Below are 17163 nucleotides of genomic sequence, written 5' to 3' on the forward strand. Positions count from 1 at the left end.
CCCTTCGTCACCATAAGTGTAGATAATCAAGAGGAGACCCATGAACCAGCTGAGCAAAATAGCAGAGTATGCGAACCCCGATGTGCTAGTCACAACAGAGTGGCTAAAGAGCAACTTGGATAACGTGATAGTTGTTGAGTCCGACGAGGACATCCTTTTGTATGAGACCGGCCACATTCCTGGAGCCGTCAAACTTGACTGGCACACCGAATTGAATCACCCGCTTCGACGCGACTACCTCGAGAGCGAAGAATTTTCAGCCCTAATGAACATCAAAGGTATCGGCAGACAAGACACTATCGTGCTCTACGGCGACCGTTCAAACTGGTGGGCTACCTACGCATTCTGGGTGTTCAAGCTTTTCGGTCACGAAAACGTGCTCCTGCTTGATGGAGGAAGAAACAAGTGGATCGCTGACGGCGGAGAAATAACAAAGGAAAAGCCAGTAGTTTCCAGTAAGAGCTACCCAGTAGTTGAAAGGCACGATTCTGAAATTCGCGCCTTCAGAGACGAAGTTCTTCAGCACATAGGTCAACCAATGGTCGATGTTCGCTCCCCTGAGGAATACTCCGGAGAGCGCATGCACATGCCAGATTTCCCAAATGAGGGCGCAACACGTGGTGGTCACATCCCAACCGCCGCATCGATCCCCTGGTCCAAGTCAATTCAGGAAGACGAAACCTTCCGACCAGTTGCCGAGCTTGAAAAGCTTTACTTTGAAAACACGGGTTACGACCGCAGCTCGGATTTCATCGCGTATTGCCGAATTGGTGAGCGCTCCTCGCACAGCTGGTTTGTGCTGAAGTATCTGCTTGGAGTAGAAAGTGTTCGAAACTACGACGGTAGCTGGACAGAGTGGGGCAACCTGGTTGGCGCTCCAATTGCCACCGGTTCTGAGCCTGGGCTCGCAACTTGACACGTGCCTCCGAGGACATAATTGCTGACTTCCAATTCTTGGAGGGCAGTGACCGGTTGCAGCTTCTTTTAGAATTCAGCGAAGCCTTACCGGAGTTAGATGCGCGATACGGCGACCACCCGGAATTGCTTGAGCGAGTTGAGGAGTGCCAGTCGCCGGTCTTTATTGCCGTAGACGGGACCGCCGCGGAGATTAAGCTTCATTTTTCGGCACCTAGAGAGTCTCCAACCACAAGGGGTTTCGCAAGCATTTTGTTCAGCGCTTTGAGCTCGCACTCGGCCGATGAAATCCTTGAGCTCTCGGATGACTTCCCCACGAAACTTGGGCTGGATCACATAATCACTCCGCTTCGTGTACGTGGCATGCGTGGAATGCTAGCCAGGATCAAGCGCAAAACAGCAGAGCTCGTCGCGAAGGATGCCTGATTTTCTGAGTTCGATTGGTAAGACCACCACTACGGCATCAATGGTGGTTGATCAGGTCGGATCACACCTAGGGCAAGACGGCACCTCAAAATCACTAGGTGGCGAATCAGACTTCGAGCTCTTGATGCTTTTCCGAAAAAGAGCCGGTACGGTTCTGACAACCGGTCTAACTGCACGTTCTGAGAACTACCGACTGCCGTCATCTTCAGCATTAGCGATTCTCACTAGATCGACCGCGGAAACACTCCCTATGGAACTTCAGGCTGAACAAGTGCGCCTAATCGGCGGCGAAACAGTACTCACGCCAGCCGAATCCGTGCAACAACTCATGACATCAAGCCCGACACCCATTCACATTGAGTTCGGTCCAACTGCACTTATAGAGACTCTTCGATCAAGGAATGATGTCCGTGCGTTTATCAGCAGCGAATATGAGTCAGGGGGCGCGGCCTTTATTTCGAGGTGGAACCTTTTTCAAGTGGGAACTTTTAGATTCAAAAATCTCTACGTAACTGAGGTAACTGGGCGAGTCTAGAGGAGGCCCCGTGAATACCTCTGTAGCTTGATGTTGTGGAACTTGACCTAACCAACATCTCAGAACCCTTTGCCTCAATGCTCCGAGAACTCTCGAGCTTGTCGGTTAGGGATGAAATCGAACTTACTCAAATTCCTTCTCCTGCAGGTATTGCAACCGAGTCGATCGCTATTTCTGCTGAAATCGTGCACGAAACAGCCTCCGATCATGGGGTTTCTCGTTTGGTTTTTTGTCGTAACCCTGAAATCCCCGAGGGTTGGAACTCTGAGTTTCGAATTATTGGATATGCAAAGTCCCCCATTGAGCTTGAGATGGCAAAGGATGACTACACGGCGGCCTTGCCTTGGGAGTGGCTGAAGGACTCTCTAGCAGCCGAGAAGGCCGGCTTTGCCCACGAGGCTGGAACCACGACTACAGTTATCTCCACAGGGCACGGAGCGCTAATCGCGCAACCGCAGCACGCTGAGCTTGAAATTCGAGCCAGCTGGGCCCCGACGTCGTTCGATTTGGCGTCACACCTAATGGGCTGGATAGAGCTTTTAGCGCTCATTTCAGGCCTGCCACCGAAAGACAGCAAAGTTATGAGAATTAGTTGAATTTAGACACCCCAAGACGTCCAGTTGTTCAAGTCGTCGATCAAGAATCACTTGAAGAAATGCTAGAAGCTTTAACGCAAAACACGGACACACTTGCCATTGACACCGAAAGAGCTAGTGGTTTTCGATATTCCCAGCGCGCATACCTGGTCCAGATTGGTTTGGCTGCCGGTTCGATTTACCTGATTGACCCAGTAGCCCTAGATGACACCTCCCCCGGCTGGAACGAACTCGTGGCTAAAGAGATAAACAGCAGGAGTTGGCTACTGCACGCTGCGACGCAGGACATTCCCTGCCTGACAGAGCTCGGCTTTGCAAGCAAAACAATAATCGACACCGAACTGGCAGCGCGGCTGGCAGGTTATGAAAAAGTTGGACTCGGATCTATGGTCACGGAATTACTTGACCTTGAGCTTGCAAAAGAACACTCTGCTTCGGACTGGTCAATACGGCCTCTGCAAGCTTCGCTGCTAAATTATGCGGCGCTCGACGTAGACGTATTGCACGATCTTTGGGCCGAAATTGAAAAGAGTCTCGAGTCCCAGTCCAAGAGCCAGTGGGCGAAAGAGGAATTCGCAGCCCTCCAGAACTTTCGACCCAAGCCAATTGCCCAAGAGCCGTGGAGGAACCTCCCGGGACTAAGCCGAGTCAAAGACCAAGTGAAACTTAAGGCTGCCGCTGCGCTATGGCTGGCCCGCAACGAGATAGCGATTGAATCAGACCTTGCTCCTGGGCGTCTGATCCCAGACCGCTCCATAATGGCGGCGATTGACAAAGTACCCAGGTCCAAGCACGAGCTGTCCCAGAACAAGTTGTTTCAGGGACGAGCCTCTAGGTCCATGCTGTCAGTGTGGTGGGAGGCAATAGAAGGGTCAAAGAATCTTGAGATTCTGCCGGCGCCAGAGCACACCGGCGCACTTCCGAACCACAAGAGCTGGGAAAAAAGATTTCCAGAGGCACACGTCAGACTAAAGCTCGTAAGAGAGCTCATGATGGCCAAGGCAACGGAACTGGTCGTCCCAGTAGAAAATCTTTTGACGCCAGAGTTTTTGAGAAGAGTTTGCTTCGAGCCCGAAAAGGAAATAGCTGCGCAACTCGAGAAACTAGGGGCACGGCCGTGGCAGGTTAAGATTGTGGCTGAGCTTATTGAAGAGGGTCTTGCGTCAGCTGAGGCTGAGAACTCTCATCCTCAAACGCCTTAGCGTGCGGAACCTTTGACCCAAGCACCTGCGCGACAATATCTCTCGCTATCGTCTTGGCGGTCAGTCCCAATCGCTCCAGTATCTCTGAACGCTCAGCGTGCTCTAAAAACTCGGCCGGAACACCAACCTCGCTAAGAGCAGTATCAACTTCATTCGCTCTTAGCTCCTGTCGAACTCTAGAACCAAAGCCCCCGGTCTTTAGTCCATCCTCGATTGTCACGACCAACCGGTGATCCTTAGCCATCTCGACAAGGTCCATGTTTATGGGCAAGATCCATCTTGGGTCCACAACCGTGGCACCAATCCCTTGACTTGCCAAGAGATCGGCCACATCGATTGCAACCTGGGCAAAACTACCCACTCCAACGATGAGTACGTCCTTGCTTGCGGCCTGCTTTAGAACGTCAACGCCATTTGCTGTCCGCAGAATGGCATCTATCGACTTTGGAACGGCACCCTTTGGAAAACGGATAACGCTCGGAGCATCATCGATCGCGATTGCCTCTCTGAGGCCTTCTTGAAGCCGTTCTTTATCCCTCGGCGCCGATATGTGGATTCCGGGGACCATCTGCAGAAGCGGAATGTCCCAAACGCCGTGGTGGCTGGCGCCATCCGGGCCAGTTATGCCGGACCTGTCAAGCACGAATGTGACTCCGGCTTTGTGAAGAGCGACGTCCATGAGGACTTGATCAAAGGCACGGTTTATGAAAGTCGAATATATTGCAACGACTGGATGGAGTCCCCCGAAAGCCATTCCTGCCGCCGCCGCCACTCCGTGCTGTTCCGCAATTCCAACGTCAAAAACGCGGTCCGGAAAGTGACCGGCAAATTTATCCAAACCAACCGGAATCATCATCGCCCCAGTTATCCCCACGACTCTCGAATCGGCTTTTGCTATTTCGAGAATTTCATCCGCGAAAACTTCGGTCCATGGAGTCGAGCCATTGCTCGGCATCGGCATCCCAGTCTCTGGATTAATCTTGCCAACCGCATGGAATTGGTCGGCTTCATCCTTGATAGCAGGATCGTAACCTTTGCCCTTTTGCGTAATGGCATGGACAACGGCGGGTCCCTGGTGCGCCTTGGCTCTGGCGAGCGTCTTTTCAAGAGCTAGCAGGTCATGCCCATCTACTGGGCCAAAATACTTTATGTCTAAGTTTGGAAAGATTCCGCCGAAATTACCAGGACCAAACAAGGAGTGAAGTCCGGCACGAGTTGAATCGAAAACGGCCCTACCCAGCGGGCCGAGACGGTAAAAATCTTTCTGGATAGCGAATAACTGGCGTTATAAAGATTGTTAGTTCGAATCGACTCAAGACGATGAGCCAGGCCACCCATGGTCGGTGCATACGATCGACCATTGTCATTCACGACAATCACCAAGTTGCGGTCATTGTCGTCGGTTATGTTGTTCAGTGCCTCCCAAGACATGCCTCCGGTCAGAGCGCCGTCGCCAATTACTGCTACGACATGCCTGTCGTGCTGGTTGGTTGCCTTATAAGCCCTTGAAATGCCATCTGCCCAGCTGAGAGAGGAGGAAGCATGCGATGACTCTACGATGTCGTGTTCGCTCTCAGAACGCTGCGGGTAGCCGGCGATGCCGTCCTTTTGGCGAAGAGTGGAAAGGTCTCTGCGGCCGGTGAGTAGCTTGTGGACATAACTCTGATGACCGGTGTCGTAAACTATCGAATCCTTGGGCGATTCAAAAATCCTATGAAGTGCGACTGTTATTTCAACGACGCCCAAGTTAGGACCCAAGTGACCACCAGTTTTTGAAACTGAATCGACTAGGTGTTCCCTTATTTCCTGGCACAATTCCACCAACTGCGTCGATGAAAGAGCCTGGAGGTGACTCGGAGATTCGATTCCAGCTAAAAGACTCATGCGTTTCCCAACATCTGCCAACTTGAAGTATTCCTAGGCGACCAAAGAGCGAAGAACATACTGCAAAATGCCCCCATTGCGGAAGTAGTCAGCTTCACCCGGAGTGTCGATGCGAACCACCGCATCAAATTCGATAACTGGCTTATCTTCAGCGGAGTGAGATGTCGGCTTGGCCACCACGTGGACAGTTTTGGGTGTCTTGCCATTGTTGAGCTCTTCAATTCCCGTGAAGTCAAACTCTTCAGTTCCATCAAGACCAAGACTGGCTGCGTGCTGTCCTGTCGGGAACTGCAGCGGAAGAACGCCCATACCGATGAGGTTACTTCGGTGGATACGCTCAAAACTCTCTGCAATCACTACCTTGATGCCTAAAAGACTAGTTCCCTTTGCGGCCCAGTCCCTGGAAGATCCAGAGCCGTACTCTTTTCCAGCAATTGCCACCAGTGGCGTGCCGGCTGCACGGTAATTTTCAGCCGCATCATATATGAAACTTTGAGCACCTTCGTCGGTCGTGAAGTCTCGGGTATAGCTTCCCTCAACATCGTCGAGCAGCTGATTACGCAGTCTGATGTTTGCAAAGGTTCCACGAATCATAACTTCGTGATTCCCGCGACGGGAACCGTAGGAATTAAAGTCCACTCGTCCAACGCCTTTTTCCATCAAGTAGATACCAGCAGGCGAATCGGCTTTAATCGAACCGGCAGGCGAGATGTGATCGGTAGTGACCGAGTCGCCAAGCAATACGAGTGCCCTAGCCGCGTGAACATCAGTAACGGGCGAAGGAGTAAGGCTCATCCCGTCGAAGTACGGGGGCTTCCTCACGTACGTAGAATCGCTGACCCAATCAAATAACGCTCCCTCAGGTGTTGGCAGTGACTGCCATCTGCTGTCCCCATCGAAGACGGACGCGTACTGAGTGGTAAACATGTCGGAGTTGATTGAGCTATCAATCGTGTCCTGCACCTCGCCAGGTGTTGGCCAGATATCCTTCAGGAAAACATCATGCCCATCGTGATCCAAACCGAGTGATTCAGTTTCGAAGTCAAAGTCCATGGTTCCGGCCAATGAATAGGCGATGACCAAAGGAGGAGACGCCAAATAATTCATCTTGACATCGGGATTTATTCGTCCCTCAAAGTTTCGGTTTCCGCTTAGCACAGCTGTTACGGCTAGGTCACCCTCATTGACCGCAGCTGAGATTTCGTCAGCGAGTGGACCGGAGTTTCCAATACACGTGGTGCAGCCATAACCAACTAACTGGAAACCCAGCTGGTCCAAAGACTCCGTTAGGCCCGCCTTTTTGTAGTACTCAGTCACGACTTTGGAGCCCGGTGCCAAGGATGTCTTTACCCATGGTTTTGCTGACAGGCCCTTTTCAACAGCTTTCTTCGCCAGTAGCCCGGCGGCTATCATCACCGACGGGTTTGAGGTGTTGGTACAAGAGGTAATTGATGCGATAGTCACGGCGCCGTGGTCAAGCTGATAGTCCTTGCCCTTCACTGGCACTGGGGCACTGAACGATGGCGCATAGCTCTTCAAATCACGCTCAAAAGAAGCCTTGCTTGTGGAAAGTTCAACCCGGTCTTGAGGGCGCTTGGGCCCGGCGATTGAAGGTACAACCGTCGACAGGTCCAGCTCCAGATATTCGCTGAACTCAGGCTCTTGACTTGGGTCATGCCACATTCCCTGCGCTTTGGCGTAAGTCTCCACTAGGGCTATTTCGTCTGCATCACGGCCTGTGATGCGCAAATAATCGAGAGTCACATCATCGATTGGAAAAATTGCGACAGTCGAACCAAATTCTGGAGACATGTTTCCGATGGTTGCGCGATTAGCCAAAGGCACGCTGGCAACGCCATCGCCGTAAAATTCAACAAACTTGCCCACGACTCCGTGGTTACGTAGCTGCTGAGTAATTGTCAGCACGACATCCGTAGCCGTCGCCCCAGTCGGGATTTCCCCGGTTAGCTTGAAACCAACAACCTTTGGAATAAGCATGGAAACTGGCTGCCCCAACATTGCGGCCTCGGCTTCGATGCCGCCAACACCCCAACCGAGGACACCCAGTCCGTTGACCATCGTCGTGTGTGAATCTGTTCCCACGCAGCTATCGGGATATGCAACTAACTCACCGTCAACCTCACGAGTCATCACGGTCCTAGCCAGGAACTCAATGTTCACCTGATGGACGATACCTGTCCCCGGCGGGACAACTTTAAAGTTGTCGAACGCGGTCTGACCCCAACGTAAAAACTGGTAGCGCTCACTGTTGCGCTGATATTCAAACTCGACATTTCGCTCAGCCGCGTCCGGAGATCCAGACACATCCGCCACGACACTGTGATCGATTACCATCTCGGCTGGAGTCAATGGGTTGATGCTTTGTGGGTCACCACCAAGTTCCTGAACTGCCTCGCGCATTGTTGCTAGGTCGACAATGCAAGGAACACCCGTGAAATCCTGCATGATCACTCTGGCAGGGCTGAATTGAATTTCAGTGTCTGGTTCCTTGCTTGGATCCCATGACACTAGTGCGTCGACGTGAGCCTGGGTGACGTTCAAACCATCTTTGGTGCGAAGCATGTTTTCAAGGAGAATCTTCAGGCTGTACGGAAGTTTTTGAACCTCTAAGTCAGCCATGCTGAAGTACTTATAAGTCTTGTTGCCGACAGTTAGATTGCTAGCGCTTGAAAAATGGGACATCAACTCAACTCCTAGAAGGTTACCCCTCTAATCTACCCTCAATTGGGTTGGCAATGCGCCTCAGTAGAATCCAGGTGAGAGCCAACAAGCCGGCGTAGGCCGGAGCACCCATAACGACCCGAGATGCGGCCAGGAGCTCAACCTGACCAGAGAAATACAACGGCAACTGAACTGCGAGCCGAGCTAAGAAAAACCCAACCCAAACCAAAGTCACCGTTCTAAGCCTAGAAAAAACCGCCTTGTTGCTTCGCCAATTTGCCAAGCCGAACAACAACTGGGCCCCGTAACCCATGACAGGTCTTCGAATCAAAACCGAGACTAAAAACACCAAGGCATATGCCCCGTTAGTAAAGAAGCCAGGAACAAAGTAGTCCGCCGCTTGTCCGCCATCGCGAAGTGCTAAGAAGGCTGCAAAAGCAATCGCCGCGGCGCCTACTGCCGCCTGCACTATGGATTTGCGCTGCCCAAGGCGAATGGCAATGAATAAAGCCGAGCTTGTGGCAGCTACACCCACGGCTGCTATGGCTTCGCCGGTTACAGCAAAAACGATAGAGAAAAGCGTTGCCGGAAGTATCGCTTCGGCAATCCCGAGTGGCCCTCCGATTCCTGCCAGTAATGACTGGCGATTTAGATCAAAACCGTTTTCGCCCTTTTCTATGCCAAGCCGTCTAGCAACCGCATCCGGATCACTCATCTTTATCACTCACTGGCAACCTCAGCGGCAGGAGTTCGCCCGGAGGCATTGCAATGTCTCCACGACTGACCGCAGCCGAGCGAAATGTCGACACGAGGCGAGCATAAACGTCCTCGCTAATTGTGGAGGAAGAAATGACTCCTCGAAGGAACCACCTCGGACCATCTACACCAATGAACCTGGTGGGACGAGAGATAGTTTTGTCTCCGCTCTTAGCGGGAACGCTGCCCCTGAGCTCTTGACCCAAAATTCCTTCGACAGGCTCCACCGATCCGCCTTGCGATGCAATGCCCTGAATCAGCGCTGACATGGTCGCCTCCCAAAGCCCATCAGATTTTGTTGACGCAAAAGCTTGGAGTTGCAGCCGGTGTCCCTCGATTTCGACGGTTAGAGCTACTACCTTCTTGCTTGTATCGTCTATGTCAGCGCGGATTTGCATGTCCTGACGAGGCGCTAATCTGATGGAGCCAAAATCTAGATACGGTGTGAGAACCCCGATTTCAGAGATATCGAATGGTCCAGCTGTATCTCTGTCCACAGGGCTTGATTTTGACATTATGACCTCCCGCTGGAACCAAATCCGCTTTCACCGCGACTTGATTCAGGCAATTCACCAACCGCGACAAAACGCGCTCGTTCGACTTTCTGGAACAATAACTGTGCGATGCGATCGCCAATTTCAATGGCGAAATCCTCGGAGGAGGTGTTCAGCAGCGTCACCATAACCTCTCCGCGATAACCCGCATCCACCGTTCCCGGTGAGTTTAATACGGTAATTCCGTGCTTTGCCGCCAGCCCACTTCTGGGGTGAACAAGGCCCACATAACCATCGGGCATCGCGATCTTTACGCCAGTAGGTACAAGCATGCGCTCGCCCGCACTAATCACGAGTTGATGAGTCGAACGAAGATCGCAGCCGGCGTCTCCCGGCTTTGCGTAGATCGGCTCGAAGCCGTCCTGAGCAATTATTAGCACTTCCAAATCCATGCCTAGAGCGTAATGTATTCCTGTGCCTACCAATTCTTATTTCGAACGCCTGTACCCCTCAGTGGGATTTTTAGTTGCCATGAGCCTGTCTGCTCCGCTGGTCCTGTTGTCACTGCTACCTGTGTCACAGCCTGTGGCCATAGTCATGGCCGTCCTGGTTCCCATTGGCCTCGCACTTCTATCCATCTTCACGGCCCCCATTATTCAAGTCTCGGAAAGTATCCGCGTTGGCAGGATAAACGTTCCTTTGAATGCTTTAGGTGAAGCAATCGGTTTAGAAGGAGAAAGAATGAAGACGGAGCGCGGCCCGGGCCTCAGCCCCGCGGCTCAATTTGTCATAAGAGGGGATATAAAATTCATGGTAAAAGTTGCCGTTACAGATCCCAACGACCCTACGGCCTACCTACTAATAAGCACTAGAAATCCCGCGGAGCTAGCCAGCGCAATCAATGCAAACGGCAGCTGAGCGCGGCTTTGAAGCACGCTGCTGATGCGGTTTAACTAGAAAACATGTCGTACAAGTGAATTCGTTTTCCTGAAGAGGTAACACAACGACTTCAAGTTCCTCGTTAACCACATCCGGCATCGTGAAGCCGTCGATGTTGTCAACATCATCTTCACCGCCTGAACCCTGAGAAGGGCCGCGTTCCTTTATGGCGTCAAGGGACTCAGTGTCATCATCGGTCTTTCGAGTTGCATCGTAATCCGTTGCCATTCTGTCCAGCCTCTCCGTGCCTCTGCGCGTGAACTATGCCCTAGGAATTGATATTACGCAAACTAGGCTCGCCGCAACACAAAATCCGTTACGAAACTCACCGAGGCAAATAAACCAACAACACGCCCGAAGTGCAACACTTCTTAGCTAGGAGGCATTCATGAACCTAAGATTCGTAGCCAGAGACGGCGACGCCATCATTCTCGAGTCAGACCAAGGAGAACGCTTTCAGGTCCTCATCGACGAATCGATGAGGGACGCGCTCAAGAACAACCCGCGAGTGTCCGGAGCAGACTTCAGCCCTAAATTGGTCCAAGATCTAATCAGGGCCGGCCTCGACATCGAGGAAGTCGCCGCTGAGGTTGGACAGGAAGTGAATGCAATTAGCCCATTCGCCGCCCCGATACTGGATGAGCTTCGATATGTCTTAGATGCGGCTCTCGAAACCGAGGTGAGTGACGGCGTAAGCATGATGCGTTTTCAAGACCTGGTCGCACGCACCGACTCCTCGGCAACCTTCAGGGTTTTAAAAACTGATGGAATGTGGCACGTTCACGCGGCAGGCGAATCGCTGATGACTTGGAAATTTGACCCCCGTACCAGAAGCATCGAGCCCACCAATCTAGAAGCTCAAAACGCGTCAAGACAACAATCGCGAAGAGACGTCGTCTCGCCAGCGATCCATCAAGCAATCCCGGTCGAGGATGCGGCGATGAAAGACATGTCAACCCCAGAGGTAATCGAGAACCCAGAGGATTTTGAACGAACCGCATCCGTCCACAGCCTTGTCGAAGAACTAAGGACCCGGCGCAAGCAGGCGGACCTGAAACCAGCAACGGCGAAAGGTAGGGCATCGCTTCCAAGCTGGGATGAGATTGTTCTGGGTACTACTAACTCAGAACCCAATTCGGATTAGTGGCACCCTAATTTCAGCCGGTGACAGCGAGCCGTGATGCGCAATCATGTCAAAACTTCTGCTCTTAAAATACTTAGAGTGATAAAGCGTGAAATCGGACTTGGCAAGAAGCATTAGCTCTGGTAATCGATCTCTGGCCGGCTGCAAGACTTCACCAAACCAGTTAGCGGCAATTGCTTCTTCGGTCCTTACGGCATCGAATGCGTAGCTGAAAGGCTCGAGGTCAGCAACAACTTGGTCGACAGCTCCAATGTCGTCAAGGTAGACATAATTCACCCTCGTGTCTCCCCCGACAAATTGCACAGAACCGCTCTTGTCATAAGAATCATCGAGTACCAATTGCCTGGGCTTTGAAGTTTCGATCATTCCGTGATCCGCCGTTATCACGACACCCGTGTCCTTTGGTACCTGCTCGCAGAATGACCTAAGCATTGCATCCAGCTCTTCCAGCATCGCCGCCCATCCGGAACTAGACCAACCATTCTGATGGCCGAATTTGTCGAGTTCGGGAATATAAAGATAAGTGAGCGATTGTTGCTTCGAATTGACAATCGCCCTTGCGGCTTCTAACTTTTCCTGCCAACTGTTAGCGGCTATGAAGTTTGCTTCTCGCATTGTTGCCTCTGTGTAGCCAGTGTCGCGGTATTCAGAAGCCGCAACAACGTTGCACTGCAATCCCAGAGCCAATGCTCGCTCGGAAACGGTCTGGCGTGGTTGCCAAACTCTTGGATCAGTGCGCTCGTTCCATCCGACCAAAAGATTTATCTGCTCGTCGTGTTTTCTATCCCAAACCCGGTGCCCGACTAATCCGTGCTGGCCCGGGGAATCGCCAGTCGCGAAGGATGCAATGTTTGCACTGGTGGTTGCTGGAAAACCGCATACCGAGATGCTCTTTTTGCTAAGCAAGCTATTGAGCCAGGGGGCGTGTCCACTCCGCTGCATTATTTGCTCAGCACCAAGACCGTCAATCAAGATGACAATCACCTTTTGCTTATGACTCAAGTTCAAGGGGTTAGTAAGACCCTGCAACGATAGAAGCCCAGATGTGAACACGTTGCGAATGTTCCCTAAAGCGTTGGGGACAGCAGGTAAAGTCAAAGGCACCCCACAAGTTTCGCACAGCTAGGACTCATGACCGATACATCAGAACGAATTGTAGACATTGATGTCTCTGCAGAAATGCAAGAGAGTTTCCTGGAGTACTCCTACTCGGTTATCTATTCAAGAGCGCTCCCGGATGCTAGGGACGGCCTAAAGCCTGTGCAGCGACGAATTATTTACCAAATGGGCGAAATGGGACTCAAATCTGACCGCGGTCACGTAAAGTCGGCCAGAGTCACCGGTGAAGTGATGGGTAAATTACACCCTCACGGTGACCAGGCAATCTACGACGCTCTAGTGAGGATGTCTCAGACGTTTTCACTGCGCCTGCCCCTTATTGACGGTCACGGAAACTTTGGAAGCCTTGACGACGGTCCGGCTGCCGCGAGATACACGGAAGCCCGCCTTGCCAAGGCTGCCGAGGCGCTGAATCAGAGCCTCGATGAGGACGTAGTCGACTTCACACCAAACTACGATGCCCAGCTAACTGAGCCCTCAGTGCTTCCCGCCGCCTTCCCAAACCTCCTAGTTAACGGCGCCAGCGGCATTGCCGTAGGTATGGCCACCAACATGCCGCCACACAACTTGAGAGAGGTCGTTGCGGCACTGCACTTGCTGATTAACAACCCCGAGGCATCTCTAGACCGAATCATGGAAGTTCTCCCCGGTCCGGATCTACCCACCGGCGCCGTTGCGCTCGTCGGAGACGGCCTTAGAGAGGCATATCAGACTGGAAGAGGTACGTTTCGCACTCGAGCGAAAATCTCGGTCGAGATGGTTGGCCCACGGCGCACAGGACTAGTGCTGACTGAGCTTCCCTACCTGGTTGGCCCAGAAAGAGTCATAGAGAAAATACGGGACGCGGTTACCTCAAAGAAACTTGAGGGAATCCACAACGTTGTCGACCTAACCGATCGTGAAAACGGACTACGTCTAATCATTGAACTGAAAACCGGATTCGATCCTGCCTCCGTCATCGATGCTCTCTACCGATTGACGCCCATCGAGGAAAGCTTCGGCATAAATAACGTTGCGCTAGTCGAAGGCCGGCCACAGCAAATGCCACTAAAAGCTCTTCTCGAGGTTTACCTCAAGCACCGAATTAGCGTTACTACTAGACGGAGTAAAAACCGATTAGACCGCAGAATGGGCAGGCTCCACCTGCTTGACGGCCTGGCGATTGCGGTACTAAACATTGACGAAATTATAGAAGTCATTAGAACTTCTGACACGGCCGATGCTGCTCGCGATCGTCTGAGAACAGTATTTGATCTATCAGAGCTGCAATCGGACTATATTCTGGAACTCCGGCTTCGAAGGCTGACCAGATTCAGCCTTATTGAGCTAGAGACAGAGGCCGACACCTTGCGAAAAGAAATCGCAAACCTCCAGCAGCTCCTAAGTAGCGATGAACTTGTAAAACGACTGGTGTCCAAAGAGCTTGACGAGGTAGCAGAGGAATTTGGAGATGCTAGGCGAACTCAATTGATCGATTCAGAGGGAATCACTATTTCTCGAAAGCCAGTTCAGGTAACTCAACTCGAGGACTCCCCCGCAACGGTAACCCTAGACACAATGGGCAATCTTTTCCGCACCGAGCCTGCATCTCATTCAGGATCGGGAAGGTCCCTCACTACTTCACTTAGGAAAGACGTTGGCCTAGTTACTTCCAAGGGGCGAATAATAAGAGTGCACGTTTCCGATTTACCTGCCCTGTCAGCTGGTGTTTCGACAAATGCTTCTAGTGCCGACAAATTTCTTGGGCTGTCCAGTGAATCAGTCGTCGGCTTAGCGGACTGGTTGAGTGACGCAACCTACGCGATTGGGACAACTAACGGTGTTGTGAAGAGACTAACCGGACCATTCCCTGACAAAGAAGAGACCGAAGTGATTGGGCTAAAAGATGGTGACAAGATTGTCGCCTTCACGGTCGCCGAGAATGACTCGGAGCTTTGCTTCGTGACAAGCAACGCGAATCTGCTGATCTTCCCAGCATCATCGGTGCGACCTCAAGGGCTGAGCGCAGGCGGCATGTCGGGAATTACTTCGACTGAATCACGGGTGATCAGTTTCGGCGTAGTCGATTCAGACTCTCATCTTGTGACAGCTGCGAACTCGTCATTGGCCCTAGGTTCCACGGACCCAGGCGCGATAAAAGTTACTCCAGTTGCCAACTACCCGAGAAAAGGTAGAGGAACCCAAGGTGTTAGATGCCAGCGCTTCCTGAAAAATCAGGACCAGCTGTATTTTGCAGGCCTTTGCTCGAAGAGCCCAGTGCTGCTGAACTTCGATGGTTCAGAAATGCCGGCGGTAGAGATAGACCAACGCAGGGACGGCAGCGGAGTAGCTGCCGATGACTACCTAGCTGCAGCCTTCTAAGCGTCGATTTTCTCTCTGTCAAAATCGTCCGCCGAGTCAACGATAAAGTCGCGCCTAGGAGCCACTTCATTACCCATGAGCAACTCAAAGGTTCGCTCTCCGGCTGCTGCGTCGACGGCAGTGATGCGTCGTAGCATGCGGTTCGAGGGTTGCATCGTCGTCTCAGCAAGCTGATCAGCATCCATCTCGCCGAGGCCCTTATATCGCTGAATAGGCTGCTTATAAGTCTTGCCGGCCTTCTCAAGACTTTTTAGAAGGTCAGTCAACTCTTGCTGTGAGTATGTGTAGATGACCTCTTTATTACGGCCCGCAGTTTCCACCCGATGCAATGGAGGAACAGCAGCGTAAACCCTGCCGGCTTCGACCAGTGGTCGCATGTAGCGGAAAAATAGCGTTAGAAGCAATGTGCGAATGTGTGCACCATCCACATCAGCGTCGCTCATAAGAATAATTTTTTCGTATCGAACCTGCTCTAGATCGAAAGTTCGACCAGATCCCGCACCGAGAACCTGAATGATTGCTGCACATTCGGCATTCGACAGCATGTCGGACAAAGACGCCTTCTGGACGTTTAGGATTTTCCCACGAATAGGAAGTAATGCCTGAAAGGCCGAGTCGCGCGCAAGTTTAGCTGTTCCCAAGGCACTGTCACCCTCAACGATGAAAAGCTCGGAACCAACGGTGGCGCTGCCGCGACAATCCACAAGCTTGCTAGGAAGCGATGATGATTCAAGAGCGTTTTTTCTGCGCTGTGTGTCCTTCAAGCTCCGCGCACTAATCCGCGTCTTGGCCTCGCTGACTACTTTGTCCAGGAGAGCATCAACTTCGGCTTTTGTGCCACGGATCTTGCCGGCAAGAAGCTCATCGGCCCATTTAGCGACCGAGTTAGCCACGATGGCCTTTATGGCAGGAGTACCCAGCGTCTCCTTTGTCTGACCTTCAAACTGTGGCTCCGGAAAACTGACTGACACAACCGCAGTCAGGCCCGCCATGACATCATCGCGCTCGATCTTTAGGGAGGTTGCCTTTAGTCGTCTCGCATTTGCCTCGACCGCAGTCCTAAATGACCTAAGTAAGGCTTGTTCGAAACCGGTCAAGTGAGATCCGCCCTTGGGCGTCGAGATTATGTTTACAAAAGACTTGACCCTCGTATCAAAACCACCTCCCCATCGTAAGGCGATGTCCACAACACATTGTCGCTCGACCTCTTTGCTCTTCATCGAGCCGGAGTTTTCATCCAATACCGGAACCGTCTCGCGAAAACTTGTCGTTTCCTGGATGCGGCGAGTGGCCAAGACTGGTCCATCGGCCGCCAGATATTCAACGTATTCGGTAATGCCGCCCTCGAACACAAACTCTTGGCTGATATTCGAGAGTTCATCGTGAACGCTGAGGACTAATCCAGGAACCAGAAAAGCGGTCTGTCTGAGACGGCCCTCTAGATCCTGCATCTGAAAATCCGCACCCGGCTCAAAGATTTGCACGTCTGGCCAATACCGGACCCTAGTGCCGGTCTTCGACTTGGAAACCTTGCCAATCACCTGAAGCTCGCTCTGTTCAACAAAAGGTGCAAAGTCCGCCTCTGGCCCGTCACCCGCGAACAATCCCGGTTCGCCCCTGTGGAAGGACATGGCCCAAGTTTGACCGGCGCGGTCCACCTCAACGTCAAGACGGGAGCTCAAAGCATTAACTACGGATGCGCCAACCCCGTGCAATCCACCAGAGGCCCCATAAGAACCGCCACCAAATTTACCTCCGGCGTGCAGCTTGGTAAAGACGACCTCTACTCCCGTTAGTCCAGTTCTAGGTTCTATGTCGACCGGCACTCCCCGGCCGTCATCTTGAACAGTGATAGAACCGTCGGTATGAATAACAACACCGATTGACTTGCCGTGTCCAGCAAGAGCTTCGTCGACAGAGTTGTCAATTATTTCCCATAGACAGTGCATGAGCCCGCGGCCGTCGGTCGAACCGATATACATGCCTGGTCTTTTTCTAACTGCCTCAAGTCCCTCAAGGACTGAAAGGTGTCTCGCTGAGTAATCATCCACCCCGAAACAATAACCCCGCTAGACATTAGTAGCACTACGCCACTTCGCCGTAAGAGAAA

Annotated in this window: 15 protein-coding genes and 1 pseudogene; 8 read left to right on the forward strand and 8 right to left on the reverse strand. The window is 52.2% G+C overall.

From position 1 onward, the window contains the following. Positions 1-40 precede the first annotated feature (40 nt). The 5 genes from ABXT50_RS03575 to ABXT50_RS03595 are packed head-to-tail and all read left to right on the forward strand — an operon-like array spanning position 41 to position 3674. Complete coding sequence (locus ABXT50_RS03575) at positions 41-916, forward strand: sulfurtransferase (protein ID WP_415273542.1); 876 nt, start codon at positions 41-43, stop codon at positions 914-916. Next, the gene (locus ABXT50_RS03580; RefSeq protein ID WP_415273543.1) at positions 913-1341 is read left to right on the forward strand and encodes a SufE family protein; all 429 of its coding nucleotides are present in this window, start codon (positions 913-915) and stop codon (positions 1339-1341) included. The genes ABXT50_RS03575 and ABXT50_RS03580 overlap by 4 nt, the downstream gene beginning before the upstream one ends. Further along, entirely contained in the window at positions 1334-1876 is a 543-nt protein-coding gene (locus ABXT50_RS03585) for a hypothetical protein (RefSeq protein WP_415273544.1), read from the forward strand. Before ABXT50_RS03580 ends, ABXT50_RS03585 begins: the two co-directional genes overlap by 8 nt. Before the next feature lie 35 nt (positions 1877-1911). Beyond that, a complete protein-coding gene (locus ABXT50_RS03590) occupies positions 1912-2472 on the forward strand; it encodes a DUF3000 family protein (RefSeq protein ID WP_415273545.1) in 561 nt (186 codons plus the stop codon). A gap of 59 nt (positions 2473-2531) precedes the next feature. Beyond that, complete coding sequence (locus ABXT50_RS03595; RefSeq protein ID WP_415273546.1) at positions 2532-3674, forward strand: ribonuclease D; 1143 nt, start codon at positions 2532-2534, stop codon at positions 3672-3674. On the opposite strand, the pseudogene dxs reads toward ABXT50_RS03595, so the two are convergent. The 5 genes and pseudogenes from dxs to dut all read right to left on the reverse strand — a co-directional run bounded on the left by dxs (position 3616) and on the right by dut (position 9942). Further along, a pseudogene (gene dxs / locus ABXT50_RS03600) lies at positions 3616-5558 on the reverse strand (1-deoxy-D-xylulose-5-phosphate synthase). The gene ABXT50_RS03595 and the pseudogene dxs overlap by 59 nt on opposite strands. A 33-nt stretch (positions 5559-5591) precedes the next feature. Then, on the reverse strand, positions 5592-8261 hold the full coding sequence (acnA, locus tag ABXT50_RS03605; protein WP_415273547.1) for an aconitate hydratase AcnA: 2670 nt from the start codon (positions 8259-8261) through the stop codon (positions 5592-5594). A 19-nt stretch (positions 8262-8280) separates the two neighbouring features. Next, on the reverse strand, positions 8281-8955 hold the full coding sequence (locus tag ABXT50_RS03610) for a DUF3159 domain-containing protein (RefSeq protein WP_415274801.1): 675 nt from the start codon (positions 8953-8955) through the stop codon (positions 8281-8283). Then, entirely contained in the window at positions 8948-9511 is a 564-nt protein-coding gene (locus ABXT50_RS03615; RefSeq protein WP_415273548.1) for a DUF3710 domain-containing protein, read from the reverse strand. Before ABXT50_RS03615 ends, ABXT50_RS03610 begins: the two co-directional genes overlap by 8 nt. Next, positions 9511-9942: a dUTP diphosphatase gene (gene dut, locus ABXT50_RS03620; protein ID WP_415273549.1), complete on the reverse strand. Its 432-nt coding sequence runs from the start codon at positions 9940-9942 to the stop codon at positions 9511-9513. The genes ABXT50_RS03615 and dut overlap by 1 nt, the downstream gene beginning before the upstream one ends. 79 nt (positions 9943-10021) lie before the next feature. On the opposite strand from dut, the gene ABXT50_RS03625 reads away from it, so the two are divergent. After that, positions 10022-10408, forward strand: coding sequence for a DUF3093 domain-containing protein (locus tag ABXT50_RS03625; RefSeq protein WP_415273550.1), 387 nt, complete (start codon positions 10022-10024; stop codon positions 10406-10408). On the opposite strand, the gene ABXT50_RS03630 is transcribed toward ABXT50_RS03625, so the two are convergent. After that, entirely contained in the window at positions 10376-10657 is a 282-nt protein-coding gene (locus ABXT50_RS03630; protein WP_415273551.1) for a DUF4193 family protein, read from the reverse strand. The two genes, ABXT50_RS03625 and ABXT50_RS03630, sit on opposite strands and share 33 nt — an antisense overlap. A gap of 160 nt (positions 10658-10817) precedes the next feature. On the opposite strand from ABXT50_RS03630, the gene sepH reads away from it, so the two are divergent. Next, complete coding sequence (sepH, locus tag ABXT50_RS03635) at positions 10818-11573, forward strand: septation protein SepH (protein ID WP_415273552.1); 756 nt, start codon at positions 10818-10820, stop codon at positions 11571-11573. Here the strand turns inward: sepH and ABXT50_RS03640 are convergent. Beyond that, positions 11553-12677, reverse strand: coding sequence for an alkaline phosphatase family protein (locus ABXT50_RS03640; protein ID WP_415273553.1), 1125 nt, complete (start codon positions 12675-12677; stop codon positions 11553-11555). The genes sepH and ABXT50_RS03640 overlap by 21 nt on opposite strands. 27 nt (positions 12678-12704) lie before the next feature. Between ABXT50_RS03640 and ABXT50_RS03645 the strand changes: the two genes are divergently transcribed. After that, on the forward strand, positions 12705-15053 hold the full coding sequence (locus ABXT50_RS03645) for a DNA gyrase/topoisomerase IV subunit A (RefSeq protein WP_415273554.1): 2349 nt from the start codon (positions 12705-12707) through the stop codon (positions 15051-15053). Here the strand turns inward: ABXT50_RS03645 and ABXT50_RS03650 are convergent. Beyond that, complete coding sequence (locus ABXT50_RS03650; RefSeq protein ID WP_415273555.1) at positions 15050-17104, reverse strand: DNA gyrase/topoisomerase IV subunit B; 2055 nt, start codon at positions 17102-17104, stop codon at positions 15050-15052. The two genes, ABXT50_RS03645 and ABXT50_RS03650, sit on opposite strands and share 4 nt — an antisense overlap. Between the last annotated feature and the right edge of the window lie 59 nt (positions 17105-17163).

The sequence above is a fragment of the Aquiluna sp. Uisw_065 genome, from assembly GCF_047731275.1.
Lineage (GTDB): Bacteria > Actinomycetota > Actinomycetes > Actinomycetales > Microbacteriaceae > Aquiluna.

Excerpts from the sequence above, each read along its gene's own strand:
- ABXT50_RS03575 (WP_415273542.1), top strand. The coding sequence starts at position 41 with ATGAACCAGCTGAGCAAAATAGCAGAGTATGCGAACCCCGATGTGCTA.
- ABXT50_RS03585 (WP_415273544.1), top strand. The coding sequence starts at position 1,334 with ATGCCTGATTTTCTGAGTTCGATTGGTAAGACCACCACTACGGCATCA.
- ABXT50_RS03595 (WP_415273546.1), top strand. The coding sequence starts at position 2,532 with ATGCTAGAAGCTTTAACGCAAAACACGGACACACTTGCCATTGACACC.
- acnA (WP_415273547.1), bottom strand. The coding sequence starts at position 8,261 with ATGTCCCATTTTTCAAGCGCTAGCAATCTAACTGTCGGCAACAAGACT.
- ABXT50_RS03610 (WP_415274801.1), bottom strand. The coding sequence starts at position 8,955 with ATGAGTGATCCGGATGCGGTTGCTAGACGGCTTGGCATAGAAAAGGGC.
- ABXT50_RS03615 (WP_415273548.1), bottom strand. The coding sequence starts at position 9,511 with ATGTCAAAATCAAGCCCTGTGGACAGAGATACAGCTGGACCATTCGAT.
- dut (WP_415273549.1), bottom strand. The coding sequence starts at position 9,942 with ATGGATTTGGAAGTGCTAATAATTGCTCAGGACGGCTTCGAGCCGATC.
- ABXT50_RS03625 (WP_415273550.1), top strand. The coding sequence starts at position 10,022 with ATGAGCCTGTCTGCTCCGCTGGTCCTGTTGTCACTGCTACCTGTGTCA.
- ABXT50_RS03630 (WP_415273551.1), bottom strand. The coding sequence starts at position 10,657 with ATGGCAACGGATTACGATGCAACTCGAAAGACCGATGATGACACTGAG.
- sepH (WP_415273552.1), top strand. The coding sequence starts at position 10,818 with ATGAACCTAAGATTCGTAGCCAGAGACGGCGACGCCATCATTCTCGAG.
- ABXT50_RS03645 (WP_415273554.1), top strand. The coding sequence starts at position 12,705 with ATGACCGATACATCAGAACGAATTGTAGACATTGATGTCTCTGCAGAA.